Raw genomic sequence first — 17,106 nt, forward strand, 5'->3', positions numbered from 1 at the left:
TTAAGCAATGAGCTTTTAAGAAATGACCCTTTAAGCAATGGCTTTATATATAACGGGGTAAATAGCTGTTTTTTGAAATATGGGTTCAACATTTTTTTGTTCGACATCCTTGGCGTAACCTTCCCTTTCTAACGACCACAACTTCACTCATCATTAGATGAGCATTTAATCATTTAAGTTAAGCTAGCATGTTTTCTGCTTACATTTCCAGCACCAACCTCGCCACTAGCATTTACTCTCAAGATAAATTCTTATTATCAACAATATACATGACTCTTCAGATAGCACTGCATATCCGTTTGAGCTGCCAAGTTCCATGAGTATAGTGTGAAGATTTTTAGAGATTCATTAACAAGGATTAATAGTCAAAGTTGGGTAAATTAGAAGCTCAGTAAACAAAAAAGCTACCTAATAGGTAGCTTTACTATACTCTCTAAAACGCAGTCTAAAACGCGCTATAAAATCAAAGCTTCACTTTAATTTATGGCAGGATTACCCGCAGCACTGGTCACGGAGTGTGAACGAGATGAGTTCTCAGTAAAGGTCTTGCTTGCAATGGTATCCACATACATCCATTCACTTTTTACTTCATCTTGAGTAAATGTCAGTAATAACAAACCACGATCGTTAATATTGGTATATTTAAGATTAGTAACAAGATCCACCAATGCCGCTTCAGTTGCTGTAATTTGCTCATCTGGTAAGCCCAAATAGTATTCAAGACCTGGGGATGTCACTGAACTCGTTGCAAACTCAACCCCAACAGTATCCCCTGCTGCATCAGTTAAATCACTTGCCCAAGCATTATGAGTATCGCCTGCGATGACAACCAAGTTATGTCCCATAGACTTAGCTGACGCGAAAATGACTTCACGTTCATAAGCATAACCATCCCATGCATCTAGATTGTATGGAATGGCAGGTAATTGCAGTAACGCTAGTACTTCATCAGTCAGTTCAGCTTGGTTCTGTTGTAAATAGGCTAACTCTTCAGCGGTGAGACTCGGATCGCCAGCTTGTGCTCTTGCTGCTAATTGCGCTAATCCGCCTAAACGAGCAAATTCAGGAATACTCATTTGCAGTGTAGCAATCGCAGCAGGTAGTAACATGCTCCCCATTAACACTTGCTGCCCTAAGACTTGCCATTTTGCCGTTGACTGTAATAGTGAGCTTTGCAGCCATAATAATTGCTCTTGACCTAGCATGCTGCGCTCAGTATTGGTGACATCAGCCATAAACTGCTGGCTATCAAATGCACCTGTTGCAGGATCTGTGTAAGTGGCATATTCCAATTGTTTATCACGAGCTAACACACGAGTGTCCAGCATATGTAAATCGACTAAATCTCCGAATGCAAAACTACGGTAGATTTCCTCATGGTTACCTTCTGTCCATGGTCTAATTGGCAACCATTCAAAGTAAGCTTGCAACGCCGCTTGTTTTCTTGTGTCGAAATCACCTTCGTCATCATTATGATTTTCAGCGCCATCACGCCAAGTATCATTCGCGACTTCATGATCATCCCAAACGGTAATAAATGCGACAGCAGAGTGCAGTTTTTGCAAACTTGTGTCAGTGCGATACTGGCCATAACGAGTACGGTAATCGGCCAATGTAAATAGCTCACCTTCGGGTAGCACTTGTCGGTCATACTCTACGGCTTTTTCACTGGCATATTCATCGCGAGCATATTCGTAAATATAATCCCCAAGATGGATCACAGCATCCAAATCATCTTGCTGAGCAGCTAATTCATATACATTAAAATAACCGGCTGGGTAATTAGCGCATGACATAACAGCAAATTTAGCAGCACTCACAGCGCCTTCAGGTAAGGTGCGCCCTTGACCTACAACAGACACTTTATTAGCCGTTTTAAAGCGATAGTAATAAATTGTGCCCGCTTCTAAACCAACGGCATCGACTTTAACAATAAAGTCTTGATCTACAGTCGCTACCATTTGGCCATCTGTCACGACTGAGTCAAAATTTTCATCTGTAGCGACTTCCCATGACACTTTCACTTCGTTATCTTGCGAATTTTCTGGCGTTGCTCTGGTCCATAAAATAATCGCATCGTGAGTAGGATCACCACTTGCTACACCATGAAGAAAGTCTGCATTAACGCTCTTTTCATCGTCATCATCAAAAACGCACCCCATTAAGCCACATGAGACAACTACAGCCCCAACACCTTTTGAAGACATCGCCAAAAAATCACGTCTCGTCACTGACAACTTCATACCTATTCCTTTATTTATAATTGTTACTGATACGATTACGATTAGAGCATCTAATCTAATTGGATTATTGTGAGAGAATTTTGTGACACCAACATGATCAAAGTGTGACGAATAGAGTTCGTTACTCGTTGAGCTTTATAGCACTTTTAAACAGCAAAAAAAAAGCTACCTGAAGGTAGCTTTTTAGAGTCTAAAAACTGAAATTAATCTTCAGTTGTCAAATTAAGACTGTTGACTTCAATACCTAAACTGTAAGAAATATAGCCTTCTTGAGTTTCAGGGATCTGGTCTGTTCTATCTGTGATAACCACTTTAGATAAACGACAACCTTGGTAAAACTCTGGAGCGAAGTTGTATTCAAAAATATCACTGGTTTGAACTTCATAAGGGTTTTCTGGATCCGCAGAGTAGTGTTGGTTCGCTAATAGTGTGCGACCATTTTGGCTTTCGTCCTCACAGCCTATTAGCTTAATACCGATAACCCCTTTCTCAGCGTAAGTTAAATACGTTTGATCATTTGCAGTAAATTCATTGAATTTAAGAGTTTTACCAGCAATAGGGCAAGCAGCATTAATACCGTTCTGTCTCATGGTTAACTTAAGCTTACCCGCTTGACCTAGCGTTAAAAACTTATCATTAGCAGTACTAAAAACATTCGAAACGGTAGAGCGATCAGGGTTCGTACTTACTTTTTCCCCTTGAATCCACTCTATGTTAGCAGCTGTCAAATCACAGCCGATAGATTGAGGGTCGACATCCCCAACTAAACAACGTTTTAACGCTCGCGTGTGGGCAGCATAATAAGCCGAACATTCCAGCTCGCGTTCATTATCAGCTGTTTTAAAAGCTTGAACTCCGCGGATTAAAATACCGTAACTATCAGGAAAGCCACTATCACGTAAAATTAGCGGTGTATAAAAGCGATCAGCAGTAAATGTTATCCAGGCTTTCTTAAAGCCCTGATCTAATGCCTCGCCTTCAACTGCATCAATAGAAAGTTTATGCTTTTCAGAACCGACTCGAACAATCAAATCGCGAAATGCTTGCGCTTCATTGCGGGCACCAAGTCTTTCATAATCATAATCGCGCTTTTGATATTTAACTGAAATAGCGTATTCAGCACCAGGTACAGTAGGTACATATGTACGCATTCTGACTGTACCTAGCTTTTGTTCATTATTACATGCATGCGTATCAAGTTCTGCTGCGTAACCTTCACCATCAATGCCGTAAGTAGTGGCATAACCCACTTCCATACGCGCGTCACAAGCTTGATTACGGAGCTGTTTGATAGCAGCTCGGCGCTCATCACCGTCCAATGACTTTACGTTTTCCCATTCAGCAGGAAACATTTTCTTCAGTGTTTTTCGAGTCCACTGCACGTCAAAGTACATTTTACCATCTTCAGAATAAAGCGCTTTCAATTCGCGTTTAAGTGAATTGGGGTTTTCCTCTTGTAGTTCTGAAAAGTCGAGGTCATCAATAATCCCCCAAGTACCATTATTAAACTGGTCTTCATAGCCATAAAAGTATTGACCAGCAACAAGCTCTAGATCATTAGCTTGAGCCATAGAAACTGTGGAGCAAGACAGTGCTAACAGCATCCCTAACTTCTTTGTAAATTTCATATAAAATCCTAGTGTTATAAGTTGTACAAACAATCTGCCATCTTTTAACACTCAGTAATGCAGCCCACAGACCTGCCTGTGCTGTCACTTTGCGTCCTCATTTTACAACGAGTTTGCCGTTAGAGTATCTATTACATCCTAAATCTAAGCACATTTTAACATTGACCACATCAGGTTAACAAGTCAAAATATTGACAAACACAAAACCCATAAATAACTGAAATATAACCATTTAAATTAAAACGAAAAACTTTTGACTAGTAATTTATATCAAAAATACAACTTAAGAATGACAATAAATTTGCAAGATAAATTACATTTTTATCACTTAAAGTGCGAAGCAACCCTCAAATATCTAAAATAACGATTAAACTATTCTCATTAGTCGTACAAGACGATTGCAAATACATTTTTATAATATAAATTATCTATAAGTATCATTTAGATACGAAAAAATAACACACAAGGATTACAAACATTATGAAGATCAGTGCACGCAACTCGCTCGTGGGAAAAATTCTTTCAATTGAAGAAGGTTCAGTCAACAACGAAGTGGTTATCGAGCTTGCTCAAGGCGTAGAAATCACTTCTGTTGTGACGAAAAAATCTTGTGAGCAACTAGGTTTAGTGGTTGGCGGTAATGCTTACGCGATTATCAAAGCAAGCAATGTGATGGTTGCAGTAGACTAATTCAGCTAAACCGTAAGCTTGATACAAGCGATTCAATCACTTGTTGAATGATGAGGTTTATCAGAACAAAGTGGAATTCATAACATAATTGGGTTCCACTCTTTAATGCAATAGAAATCAAGAATCTCATTGCGGGATCAGATTTAGCGTACTTTTTGTCACCGCTGTAGATTGAATTCACCAGCCAGCTCTCTCGGGATTTATCACCCTCAAAAACGCAACAAACTGAACCTAGCAACTTTACATTCACAACTATTACGCTAACATTCCTCTCAATCCCTTTAAGACCATGTTAATTACAGCTTCGATCAGCTGGTTAATCCTTCATTTGGCTTTAATCTCATTATATTTAGCTTCTTCATAATCTATAATCAGCATAACTAATTAATTTGAGTCATATATAAAAGGCATACCATGTGGTGATGCGTTACGGCAGTGCGTAATTTTTTTTACTGCTACAAAGAGGAGTTTCATGAATACAGTCTACTCAATTGGAGAGCTTGAATCGTTTCTTATCGCGATTTTAGTTTTATTCATCGGCCATAGCGTTAACCGTCACGTTGCCGTTTTCAGAAAATACAATATTCCAGAACCTATTGTAGGTGGCTTGATTGTCGCTGGAATCATCACGGTTTTGCATTTTAATAATGTCAGTCTGCAGTTTAGTTTATCGATGCAAAACACCTTGATGCTGATGTTTTTCAGTTCGGTTGGGTTAGCGGCCAGCTATAAGCTGTTACTCAAGGGTGGTAGTAAAGTCTTTTTATTTTTAGGTATTGCTTCTCTCTACATTATTATTCAAAACGGTGTCGGTGTAGGCATGGCCTCAGCACTCGGTTTAGAACCAATAATGGGGCTTATTGCTGGTTCTATTACTCTCTCTGGTGGACATGGTACCGGAGCAGCATGGGCGCAAACATTCCAAGACTCTTACGGCATTAATACGCTTGAATTTGCCATGGCTGCTGCAACTTTCGGTCTTGTTATGGGCGGTATTATTGGCGGACCAGTCGCGCAGCGCTTAATTAATAAGAACAACTTAGTGTCATCTTATGGTGTTGGTGGTAATCATCATAAAGATCATCCTGATTTGGTCACCTATGACCAATTAGAAGAAGACAGAGTCACTGCAAAACGTATATTAGAAACCTTGTTTACATTATTGCTTTGTGTTGCAGGTGCAAAGTGGTTTGGCAGCTTTGTACATGAATCAGGGCTCACTTGGCTTAAAATGCCTGACTTTGTGTATGCATTATTCTTAGGTGTTGTTATCACTAACATCACTGAGTTAACCCGTGGATTTAAAATCAATAAAGAAAGTGTTGATATATTAGGTACGGTGTCATTGGCCCTATTTTTATCTATGGCATTGATGAATCTAAAGTTATGGGAAATTTTTGACCTTGCAATCCCATTACTAATCATCTTGCTGACTCAAGGTATTATCCTGGCATTTTTTGCTTATTTCGTGACATTTAGGTTGATGGGTAGCAATTATGATGCCGCGGTAATGGCAGGTGGTCACTGTGGGTTTGGTATGGGAGCAACACCAACCGCTGTAATGAATATGGGTGCATTAGTATCAAGAACAGGCCCTTCTCCACAAGCCTTTATGGTAGTGCCAATTGTAGGCGCATTCTTTATTGATATTGTTAATGCCATAATCTTGCAAGGCTATTTAAGCGTGATAGGCTAAGCCGTCACCTGTGATAAAAAACGCCACTCAATAGTGGCGTTTTTTTATGGCATCAGTTCATTCAACTACCTGTTATTGGAATTAATTGACACTGAAGTTGCTGAGGATTATCGCAGCATGACAACAAAGCTGATACTGAAGGACTGTATACCTGTTGCCAAAACGCTTGGCTATGGAAATTATTAATCGGCATCCAAGTACTCAAAGGATACTGGTTCGCTAATTGATCCCCTCCCTTAACAGGTAATGCCATTCCAGAGGCGACTTGAATATTACCAGGGAATGTTTGTCCCGTTTCAAGATCGACATTAACACAACTCCCTAAATTACCAATCCGATGACAAGTGGTACAGGTATTTCCCTCGGTTTCAATGCTTGAAGACGTTGGCCACAGAGCAAAATCACCAATCGCATTATTATATGGTCCGAATGGATCAACCGGCACATGTTGCCAAACCTGCCCTATATATGGACTATACATAAACGGATCTGCATCATGACAACCACCACAATTCTTGCTCACTGTATCAAGCGGCTTCCACCAAAAAGTCATTGCATCAACATGCCCTGGAGGAGGACTGACTTCATTAGGTGGTGGTACCCTTGAAGCATCAAATCCGGCACTTGTTCCAGAAGGGGCTTCAGCATGAAACCAACACGTATCACCTGTAGTGGTACTATGCAAAATGACGTCAACTTCGTCATATAACGGACTATCATCGGGTCGAAGGTATTTTCGGCGACAAAAAGCAGATATTTGAGTTGTCTTATTTGATAAATCTAACACCTTAGAATAAGGAGTACACTGGCCAAAAGTGCCTTCACCATAAGGCAATAATGCAGGACGGTCGCAAACCATATTTTGCGTATACTCTTGATACTCTGGTATTTGCCCATTAACTGTAATTGGCACATCAACCCCGTCATTACAGTCAAATGCTGGCACCTCAGCAACCAAGTTTGCGCACTGTTGGCCATACTCAATAATCGATTGGTTTGGCTCTACAATAACCACTTCATCAATCACTGTACTCTGCTTCTGCTGAGATGATGTACCCAAGCTATCACAGCCAATCAAGGCTAAAACACATATTGAGTGGCAAATATAAAATAACCAAGCTGGTAAAAATCGTTTATATCCCTTCATGACAAGTGCTCCCTCGTTAAAGGCAGCGCTAACTCTCTGATTGCTTGATAATATCTAACATAGCCACTACAGCGACAAATATTGCGGCCAACACCCTGCTCTATGGCATCATCCAGCTCATTCTCTGAAATGGGAGAAAGCTGTAACTTCTGCAATAACACCCAGGTGGCCATCAAAAATCCTGGAGTACAATAGCCACATTGAAAAGAAAAGTGCCTTAAAAAAGCTTGCTGAAGAGGTAACAACTCATCTCCTTGTTGTAATCCTTCTACAGTAAAAATTTCTAAGCCTGTCAAACTATCAACCGGAGTTGAACAAGATAAAGTCGTTTGCATTGCTGCGTTAGGGCCATTTCTAGTGGCAACAGTACACGCTCTGCACTCTCCTATACCACAACAAAATTTGGTTCCAGTTAATCCTAGTCGTTCATGTAGATAATCAACTAAAGCCATATCACCATCAGTAGTAGGCGCTTCAGTTTCCTCACCATTTACCACAAAAGAAATCCGTAAATTATCCATTAGATTGCCGTCCTTATTGCCGCTGGCGTTACAGGTAACTGTGTAAAACGATGTTGAGTTGCCATCGCTAATGCGTTGAGAATAGCTGGAGGAATTGGACACATTACAGCCTCAGCAATCCCCCTCGCAGTCGCTTCATTATCGGCAGGAGGCATAACCAGCAACTGTTGATTTAAAGGTACATTACCCATTTTCATTAGCTTATATTTATCTAAATTCCAATTGCCAGCACCTGGTCCTTCAGGACTTAAAGGGCAGTCTTCAGACAGTACATAACCCATTGCCATTGCAACACCACCTTGAGATTGGCCACTCACCAATTGCGGGCAATGTTGCACACCTGCACTTAACGCTGTAATACAATCTTCAACAACAACATAACCAGTGTTAGGATCGACAGATACCGCAATTAATGCCCCACTAGGTGCGTAAGTGCTACGCCCATAACGTGAATTAACCTTTGGTAGTGTAGTCATATTAGTTCGAGTGACAGTCTGTAAAGCATTAGGCGAGGTGCCAAGGGCAATATAGTCTAAAGGCAGAGTGATTGGGTCTTGGCTTGATGAAGAAAAGCTAAAGTCAGCATTGACGAACTCGCCAACAAAGCTGGCATGAACGGCAGCGCTATTGGGTAGTTGCTGACTAAAAATTACTTCAACAATCTGGCTCCATTCAATAGCAGGAAACCCTTCTAGACTGATACTTCCTTGGGAGAAAGCTAACAGTTTATAGTCCACTTGTGTTTGCCAAAGCTGCTGTAAAGCCGGAATAACAGAGCCTATAAGTAGACTTAGCCCCGCATATGATACGGCATGGTATTGGTAAAAAGCCCCAAGACAAGCACTTGATGAACCCGATAACTGTGCCACTTGTTTCGCAGGGTCATCTTGAACATCTGATGGTTCGCAAGAAGGGTAAGCATCTATCTTCGTTAAGCCAAGATTATTAAAAAATCCAGCATCGCCCATCATAATATTACTGGCATTTTTCCCTAACCAAACAGATGGTGCTAAGCCGAGCGCCGTGGCTGCACCATTACCCATATCGATATAGGGGGTGCGAACAGTAATGCTGCCATCAGGGTTAATCATCACAGCGCCAAACATACCATCACCACCGGTACCATACGCTTCGTTTGCTAACGCTAACCCCACACCATATTTAAGCCCTTGAGTGGCAAACTGTTGCTTTGTTGCCTCACGGTTAGTCCACAATGGCTGAGCTTCTAATGCATCAAGAATTTGGGGTAATTGCAAATCTTGCTGAATAGGTGCACCTGTTACCGTTGTGCTCTGATTATCAAGCAAGTTTAAACGGCGGATAGTGAAAGGGTCTCGACCTGTATCTTCTGCAGCCTGATCCAATAAGGTTTCTAAAGCAATAAAGGCTTGTGGTCCACCAAACCCACGTTGCGACCCGCCAATTAAATCAGGTGTATCTAGAGCTTCACCATAAGCGATGATTTGCGGGATATTATATGCATTACAGACACTTAACGCTGCAAGTTCAGCAACATAAGGGCTTAAGTTTTTTCTTCCTCCCCCATTTAATGTAAAACTCGCAGTAACAGCTTGAATAAGGCCATTATCATCAATACATAAATTTTCTGTAAATTCAGTATGATGACGTTTTAACCCGACTTGAAATTGCTCAAATCTGTCTTGTGCCCAGCGCAATGGATAGCCATTAGCATAGGGCGCTGCCATGGCTAAATACATGGTAAAGTAAGAGCTATCACGCCCACCAAATCCTCCTCCTGGATAGCAAGCAATCAAATCTACTTCACTGACATTATAAGTACATTTTGCATTTCGAAATATTTCTGCTGCTCCAGATATATCCCCTGTGGGTGATTGAGTACCGAGTAATAAGTGCAGACGAGACGATTGCTTGTCATACCAAGCTAAACCAGCCTCAGGCTCCATGAACATAGGATCCATAACTTGAGTGACATAATTAGCAGAATATTGCTGCCACACTCCAGAGGCAGTGTTAACCTCAATGGCAGAATTAATGTTGCTCTTTACTAAAGGACTGTGACTTTTATAGTACTCAGGCTCATCATGTACCACATTGAAGGGATTATCATTCAATGAGCCTTTTACATATTCATAAGAGTTACCATAAATACTCGGCTGAAGTGGAGTAACTGTATCACCATAAATAATAGTATCTTGATTAAATTGCAGGATTTTTTTAGCACGGCGATAGACATCAAAATTTGCAAAAATTAGCAAAGCTACAGGCTGGCCGTAATAATCAGCAACATGCCTACTCTTACACTTACTCTTACTCTTGTTCCTATTCTTGGCACACACAAAAAATGGCTTTTTCATATCACAGCTAATATCCACTTTATCTTCAACCAGTTTGTGCGCATCAATAATGGTAATGGGTTGTAATTCGGCTGGGAGCATTGAAAGCTGATAATCCATTACAATCGTATTTATCCGATTGGTTCTTAGGGCATACACCACCCTTTCTTCAGCTTGATATGGCCAGCCATATTCCGCTAAATCGCGAGCACGAAAATCACGAGCATATATCTTTTGCCCCATGACTTTTGGCTTACCATCGATCCGCCATTGCGCAACACCAGGCTCAGGTGCCCATGCTGGCTCAGGAGAAATATCGGTTAAAGGTGGGGATTCTGCAGCAAGCAAAGAGATGGGAAGGCTTGAAATAGTAAAACTGACGGCAGCGCCACCAGCGATAGTTTTAATAAAACTGCGACGACTAATGGGGTGACTGTTAAGTTTGTTCATCCATGATTTCCTGCATCCTGTGTTGTTTACAATTTAAGCAGGTGATAGGTAATTCATCAATGTCTTAATTAAAAAATGCTTTAGTGCTATGACAATATATCTCATTAAGACAGCGCATTTGTCACGATTAAAGAATCCAGTTACATTATTTACCCCCATAAAAAAACCACTCAGAGACTGGCTTTTATGAATAATCAAAACTGAATTCTGTCTCATTTAATCGTGTGAGTGAGTCTCTTCACCATGCTCTTTACCCGCACAATGACCACATTGATTGATCTCAAAGCCAGCTTCAGTTTCAGTTAAACGGCCGTTGCTGATAAACAAATCAACCAACTGAGAACCCGTCATATCACTAGCACGACATGTGTGAAACTGTGCATTTTCGCCAAACTCTTGCGCCATAAGAGCAAGCCATTGTTGATGTGGCTGTGGCGTATTCTGCGCTTTCAGCAACTTAATAACATTACGACCATGAATTGAGTCAGACATTTAACGATTCCTTATATTGAAAAAACCATTTTACGACAAAGCGCACACCCACTCATTGCGATAGCTCATGGTTTAACAATAATTAATCTACAATTTATCTTCGGTAGCAAGATTGGGTATAGTGTAGCGAGAATTTACATGGTGACAGTAGGCAGTGATGGCAAAGAGTATTTCTCAAGAAACCCAAAATGAAGCAATGAAGGTAGCAAAAGCCACTCAAAAGCCTTCGCAAACCAAAGAACAAACCAAGTTAATTGCGCTAGGCATCGAAAAAGGCATTGCTGAATACAAAAAGCAGCAAAAGGCCAAAGCCCGAGGAAGGGACAAACTGCGTAAACAAAGCCTAAAGCTAAAATCTCAGCAAGAAAATACTGAGCAGGAAGAAAACATTATTGCGCATCCATCAAACGCTAAACTTCCATGGATTTTATTAGTCGCTAGCTGGGTTGGCTTTTTAAGCTACGCCTTATTAAACGGCCAATAGAGCTCAGGTTAAAAGTTAACTTCCTCAATAAAAAAGGCCTCTCACGAGGCCTTTTGTTTAGGTTAGTTTGCTTAACATACCTGGAGTCTGTTGCTCTTTACAGGTTAACTTCTGTTCAAGATAAAAAACGTTGAAAGATCAACAGGCCCTAATTACTTAATGAGTTTTACGGCGACGAATTGCCAGTAAACCTAATCCACCTAATGCTAACCAGCCTAAACTACCACCACTTGAAGACTTCTTCTCTTCAGCCACTTGTTCAACTGGGAAGGCGCATGAACCATCATCGGTATTAGCGTTGGCATCATAATTAGTTGCATCTGAGTCAGTACAACCATTTTCAATACCATCAGAGGTAACTGTTAACATAAAGCTTGTTGATGCACTGTCAGATGGATATGCCATATCGTGCACCATCACGGTCACTAATGTTTCACCATGCCAATCTGCATCAGGCGTGATAGTGACAGTATCGCCATCGGCAACCGCAGTGATATTTTCACCTGACACTTGAATACCATTTACAGTCCCTTTTTGGTCAACATAAACCACATCAAGGCTTAAGTCAGTATTCTCAGCAACAGTATGATCACTCAAGCTTGCTAGTTGAATATTACTCGCTGAGCTCACCACTTCAGTCACGGTCACTAACTCAGAATCTGAATATTGGCTATTGACTGTTAGTGCGTTATCAACACCGACAGCATTAGCAGATACACGAGCTGAGAAAGTCACTTTCAAACCTGAGCTTTCAGGCCCTTGGTAGTTGGCACACACCAACATACCATCAGACACTTTGTCGTTAACATCATTAAAAGCAAACCCATCGCTTAACCAACCAGTTACAGGGCCAAAGGTGCCACGTTCACCGTAGTAACCGTGAAGACCAATGGAACCAAAGTGATCATTGCTAGTATGAATAGCTTTATAACCAAACATGATTTCATGCTGTCCTGGTGCAAAATCCAATTTAGTAGATATTATGGTTTCAACATCAAAATACGCTGCTGCATCCGGCGCTCGGTTACCCGTAAAACGGTTATAGATCTCTTCACCACCTTGCCACTGGAATACAAAGTAATCATCAATCACCGCACCATAAACAAGGTTAGCAGTAGCACCAACATCTTCACGGAAGCTTGCTTCAGGCATATAGACATCACCACGCCACAAAGGCGCAACTATTGTGTCAGGGAAGCTCTGGAAGCTATCGTTAAATTCACGATGGAAGTTATAGAAGTCAGGTAACTCATCAAACTTCACATAACCAAATGGTGAAATTTGCAGCAAGTCATGCAACATTTCTTGCTGTGCACCGTACAAAGGTACATGCGGTAAACCACTTTGCGACATTGGAATGGTTAAATACTGGTTAGAGTACCCACTAAGTCCTAAGTCTGTGAAACCATACTGAGTTGGAATATCTACATAGAGTTCATCATCACCCTGCATTGAAGCTGGCACTCGACAAGTGTTATCAGTTTCATTGGTGGTGAATACATAATGACGCTTAGTATCCAATGATGATGGCTGCAGTGTATCGATAACAATGCTATTACCTTCTACAGTCATGTCATCTGCATAATGCTCAAGACCAGAAACGGTAATCGTATCGCTAAGCAACTGTAACCCAGGTGCAAGCTCTGCATTCAGGTTAAGTGCTCGTTCACCACCTAATAAATTAGGCTCTACAGAGACGGTAAAGTCTACAATATCTCCAGCTTTGGCTTGTGACTGACTGGCTTCAACCATAGTATCGGTACCAATATGCATCAACTTGACAGGTAAATAACCTAGGTTGTCGGCATTATAGCTATCAGAACCTAAACCAACATAGCCATAGTAAAAATCACCTTCGGCTGCATCAGCAAGGTCATAGCTCAATTGCACATTGAAAGGCTCCATGCCATTGGTAGTTTCAGGTCCTTGAGCAGTTAAATTACCATTATCTTCATCACCAATGATGGCTAATGCAAAAATAATATTATCCGCTAAGTTATCAAAATCCTCATGGTCAAACTTATAGTTTGAACCATAAGCCCAGTATGTACCTGGGGTCGGATTATTGATTGCACAGTAATCGTTGTTATCAACTCTTGAGTAACAAATGGCTTCATCGTACCACTGAATTTCACCATCATTATTCACGTCAAGACCAATATCCAATGAAGCATAGGCATTGTAATCAGCTTTAACGACTTCCCAAACGATGCGTTTAGTGCCTTCTGGTACGTCAAAGAAGGTCACCACTTGACCATCATCCATACGGGCTTGAGCAGTACTATCAAGGGCTCGTACATCAGTACGTTGCATATTTACATCAAATAATTCAGCCTTAACTAAGCCATTTACAGCACTGTTAAAGCTTTGAATCTCATCAGTCATGATCTCAGGAGATAGAATATGGCCTTGCTGGCGATGAATTTGGCCAGAGATATTTTCAGGCATATTTTTACCACTATAACGAATACTCACAGGCAAATGCTGTATAGGCATTTCTGTGCTTTCTGGAGTAATCGTCACATCACCTAATAAACGTAAAGATGATGAGTCAGCACCTGGTGCTTGCACTTCCAACACTTTAGCTGTCAGTAAAATAGCTTGAGTTTCACCTTTCATTAAGCTGAAGCTTTTAGGTGATACCTCTAACTCCAACATATCGGCACCTTCCATTTCCATAGTCTGTGCATCAACGGTGAAACTACCATCTTGAGTCGCGGTGAAGGTTCGCATCATGGTGCAAGAACCACTACACGCTTCGTTATAAAAGTATGGAACGTTCAAAGTATTAACGGTGCCACCGTTACGTGGATTTGCAGCACGGTAATTATCACCTGTTTCATCCAACACTAAGCCTGCTTTATAGGCGCGCGCGACATTAATCACACCACTACCCGCATCGCTAAAACCTGCAGCCTCAATGCCTTCAAATGGATACACTTCAACAGAGCGCGTCATACCTTCAAGACTTGCAGTGGTCATTAGCGCTGATTGAATTTCAGCAGGTGACCAACTAGGTTGTGCTTGCTTTAAAAGTGCCATAGCGCCAGCAACATGTGGCGCAGCCATCGAGGTCCCACTTATCGCGTGGTAATCACTTGGGATACCATTGGCGGAAAACGGCATATCATCAGCCCAAGCAGCATAAACATCGACGCCTGGAGCGGCTAAGTTTGGCGACATAACTTCTGGATTATCGAAATTATGGCCTCTTGAAGAGAAGTCAGCCACCATATCAGCTGTACGTTCTTTAGTAACGACAGTTGAAGCTGTGATCGTTAAATGATGGTCACTACCTTCATTTAACCAATCAGACAAACCATAATAATCATTACTGCTATCGCCATAAAATTCGCCATAGCTTATTTGAATACCAGGAATGGCATAAGGATCGTTGGCTAACGATTCATTAGCAGATGCATTACGTAATATGAAACCACCTGCGCCACCAGTTGCAACATTCACAGCTTTATCGACTCGCGCTATATCACCACGTTTACATACAACAATCGGCGCAACAGCATAAGGCTCACCATCAGGTGAGTTTAAGAAAAAGTCTGCAGGAAAAGGATCATTACATTTTTCATACTCCCAACCATAGTCTGCAGCTAACACGACTGGGCCAGTGTACTCATCGGTAATCCCGCTACCTTCAATGTCCAGAGGCGACTGCTCACCACCAACAAAGTCTGTTAGCATTTTGCCTTCTACACCAAATTCACGTGGGTGGGTGGTTGCCGCAACAGATGTTAACCAAGGTGATAGATGATCAATTGCACCTCTGCGGGCGTTGGCTTCAGTTGGGTCAAACGAGTTACCTGCTGATGCAGATACTGAAATACCTGCTTCACGTGCTGATAAGAATGCCATTTCCATTGGGTCTTCCCATGGAAAAGCACCATATGCTGTACCAATTGAATAGTTAATGACATCCACGCCATCAGCAATGGCATCCTCTAGGCCAGCCAGTAACGCAGAACCTGGACAACCGGTGATGCCGTTTAAGGTGCCATCACCAGGTAAGCACACTTGATACATAATAACGTTGGCATGTGGAGCTACGCCTGATATGCGAGGTAAAATTAAGTCGGTAGGCTGACCATCGCTTTCCACGCCAATTTCAGGCAGAGTGTAAGCTTTATTGAATAGTACATTACCGGCAGCGGTTGAGGCAGTATGCGATCCGTGACCGTTATAATCTTCACCATTTGCAGGTCGAAGTGGGCCGTCTATTTCCCACCAATTTTTATCTGGCTGGAAACTTTCGTCACTATAAGTGTCGGTAATGACATCGTAAGAGCGCACACCAATTAACTTATCATTACACATTGACTCAAATTCAGCCTGCTCACAGTCACCTAAATAACTGTCATATCGAGCTGGAAGTTGATGCATATAACCATCGTCACCTTTTGCAGCAAACGACTCATGATCACTGTTAATTCCAGTGTCTAAAACCCCTACAACAATACCTTGACCAGTAAACTCTTCACCAGTTACTTCACCAGTCCAAAATTTATCGGCACCAATATGCTGTGGGCCGACATCGGTGTGTAGTTCGTACATGATTTCACGCGTCACACTGACAACATTAGGTAACTCAAGCACATGCTCTGCCTGCTCTTGAGTCATTTTTATCGCTAATCCATTAAAAGCAAGTTGGTAATCAGCAACTTGTTTCACTTGTCCGACAGTACTTAAAATAGCGGTCGCCACGTTTTCTTGTTGTTGTTTTAGGTAGCTAACATATGATTTTACATCACTGCTTTTTACATCAAGCTTGTCATGTAATTGTGGACTTAGTGCCGCTGGGATTTTATTGATTCTAGGAGTTGTTGCCTGTAGTCCTGCTACACCACCTTGATAAAGAGAAACGGGTGAATCAACTAATTGAATAATATAAGTCTGCTCACCACTGATATCAGCCTCATAAACAAAATCGACTTTTCGAGTTTGCGAATGCACCGCACGATGCACATTTCGCCCGTTACTATTTCGCTGTTGTGATTGCTCAGGATTAATTCGGTCTTTATTGCGATCTTCATTAAATTTTATAATGGCATCGGTTATCACAATAGGCTTTGCATTAGAACCTGAAGTGGAGTGACTTACACTATCCGCTGAGGCACCAACACCACCAGCATATATGGCCGCAAGGGTCATTATGTGCAATTTATTAAATTTCATTATTATTATTCCATCCTTGTAGATTGCCCAACCTCTTAGTGGGTTAGATAGAACATTGTTAACTTTTATTTAAATCTTGCGCTAATTGATTTTAAGAATAAACCAATAGCCACCTGGAATGGCATTAAATGACAAATTTTAAAAAGTATAAATATGGCTTAACAAACATACACTTGAAACAAAAATGAAATGTTTTTGATATAAAAAAGATAAGAAGTGAACAAAATAAATATGATAACTAATTTACATTTCT

General features: G+C 41.2%; 10 protein-coding genes and 1 riboswitch. Of the genes, 3 read left to right on the forward strand and 7 right to left on the reverse strand.

Annotation, left to right across the window (positions count from 1 at the left end):
- Nucleotides 1-476: 476 nt before the first annotated feature.
- Nucleotides 477-2,243 (reverse strand): alkaline phosphatase, encoded by a 1,767-nt coding sequence (locus AB4153_RS17245; protein WP_371998225.1) that lies wholly within the window; start codon nt 2,241-2,243, stop codon nt 477-479.
- 203 nt (nt 2,244-2,446) lie between these two features.
- A complete protein-coding gene (locus AB4153_RS17250) occupies nt 2,447-3,871 on the reverse strand; it encodes a hypothetical protein (protein ID WP_371998226.1) in 1,425 nt (474 codons plus the stop codon).
- A gap of 50 nt (nt 3,872-3,921) precedes the next feature.
- Nucleotides 3,922-3,999, reverse strand: a riboswitch (cyclic di-GMP riboswitch).
- A gap of 352 nt (nt 4,000-4,351) precedes the next feature.
- On the opposite strand from AB4153_RS17250, the gene AB4153_RS17255 reads away from it, so the two are divergent.
- Nucleotides 4,352-4,561 (forward strand): molybdopterin-binding protein, encoded by a 210-nt coding sequence (locus AB4153_RS17255; protein WP_102528454.1) that lies wholly within the window; start codon nt 4,352-4,354, stop codon nt 4,559-4,561.
- 472 nt (nt 4,562-5,033) lie between these two features.
- On the forward strand, nt 5,034-6,257 hold the full coding sequence (gltS, locus tag AB4153_RS17260; protein WP_229370759.1) for a sodium/glutamate symporter: 1,224 nt from the start codon (nt 5,034-5,036) through the stop codon (nt 6,255-6,257).
- 61 nt (nt 6,258-6,318) lie between these two features.
- Here the strand turns inward: gltS and AB4153_RS17265 are convergent, their stop codons facing one another.
- From AB4153_RS17265 to AB4153_RS17280, 4 genes are all read right to left on the reverse strand, one after another.
- Entirely contained in the window at nt 6,319-7,404 is a 1,086-nt protein-coding gene (locus AB4153_RS17265) for a hypothetical protein (protein WP_371998227.1), read from the reverse strand.
- Nucleotides 7,401-7,925, reverse strand: coding sequence for a (2Fe-2S)-binding protein (locus AB4153_RS17270; RefSeq protein ID WP_248956154.1), 525 nt, complete (start codon nt 7,923-7,925; stop codon nt 7,401-7,403). The genes AB4153_RS17265 and AB4153_RS17270 overlap by 4 nt, the downstream gene beginning before the upstream one ends.
- The gene (locus tag AB4153_RS17275; RefSeq protein WP_371998228.1) at nt 7,925-10,690 is read right to left on the reverse strand and encodes a xanthine dehydrogenase family protein molybdopterin-binding subunit; all 2,766 of its coding nucleotides are present in this window, start codon (nt 10,688-10,690) and stop codon (nt 7,925-7,927) included. Before AB4153_RS17275 ends, AB4153_RS17270 begins: the two co-directional genes overlap by 1 nt.
- Before the next feature lie 216 nt (nt 10,691-10,906).
- Complete coding sequence (locus AB4153_RS17280; RefSeq protein WP_371998229.1) at nt 10,907-11,182, reverse strand: YecH family protein; 276 nt, start codon at nt 11,180-11,182, stop codon at nt 10,907-10,909.
- 157 nt (nt 11,183-11,339) lie between these two features.
- Here AB4153_RS17280 and AB4153_RS17285 point away from each other — a divergent pair, with 157 nt between their 5' ends.
- Complete coding sequence (locus tag AB4153_RS17285) at nt 11,340-11,666, forward strand: DUF2956 domain-containing protein (RefSeq protein ID WP_248956151.1); 327 nt, start codon at nt 11,340-11,342, stop codon at nt 11,664-11,666.
- Between the two features lie 156 nt (nt 11,667-11,822).
- Here AB4153_RS17285 and AB4153_RS17290 read toward each other — a convergent pair whose 3' ends face one another.
- Nucleotides 11,823-16,853 carry a S8 family serine peptidase gene (locus AB4153_RS17290; RefSeq protein ID WP_371998230.1) on the reverse strand — a complete coding sequence of 1,677 codons (5,031 nt, stop codon included), beginning with the start codon at nt 16,851-16,853 and terminating at the stop codon, nt 11,823-11,825.
- Nucleotides 16,854-17,106: the final 253 nt, after the last annotated feature.

Origin of the sequence: Shewanella sp. 10N.286.52.E4, from assembly GCF_041468785.1 — a bacterium.
Classification (GTDB): Bacteria; Pseudomonadota; Gammaproteobacteria; order Enterobacterales; family Shewanellaceae; genus Shewanella; species Shewanella electrodiphila.

Coding starts and splice junctions, on each gene's coding strand:
- AB4153_RS17245 (WP_371998225.1), bottom strand. CDS start 2,243: ATGAAGTTGTCAGTGACGAGACGTGATTTTTTGGCGATGTCTTCAAAA.
- AB4153_RS17250 (WP_371998226.1), bottom strand. CDS start 3,871: ATGAAATTTACAAAGAAGTTAGGGATGCTGTTAGCACTGTCTTGCTCC.
- AB4153_RS17255 (WP_102528454.1), top strand. CDS start 4,352: ATGAAGATCAGTGCACGCAACTCGCTCGTGGGAAAAATTCTTTCAATT.
- gltS (WP_229370759.1), top strand. CDS start 5,034: ATGAATACAGTCTACTCAATTGGAGAGCTTGAATCGTTTCTTATCGCG.
- AB4153_RS17265 (WP_371998227.1), bottom strand. CDS start 7,404: ATGAAGGGATATAAACGATTTTTACCAGCTTGGTTATTTTATATTTGC.
- AB4153_RS17270 (WP_248956154.1), bottom strand. CDS start 7,925: ATGGATAATTTACGGATTTCTTTTGTGGTAAATGGTGAGGAAACTGAA.
- AB4153_RS17275 (WP_371998228.1), bottom strand. CDS start 10,690: ATGAACAAACTTAACAGTCACCCCATTAGTCGTCGCAGTTTTATTAAA.
- AB4153_RS17280 (WP_371998229.1), bottom strand. CDS start 11,182: ATGTCTGACTCAATTCATGGTCGTAATGTTATTAAGTTGCTGAAAGCG.
- AB4153_RS17285 (WP_248956151.1), top strand. CDS start 11,340: ATGGCAAAGAGTATTTCTCAAGAAACCCAAAATGAAGCAATGAAGGTA.
- AB4153_RS17290 (WP_371998230.1), bottom strand. CDS start 16,853: ATGAAATTTAATAAATTGCACATAATGACCCTTGCGGCCATATATGCT.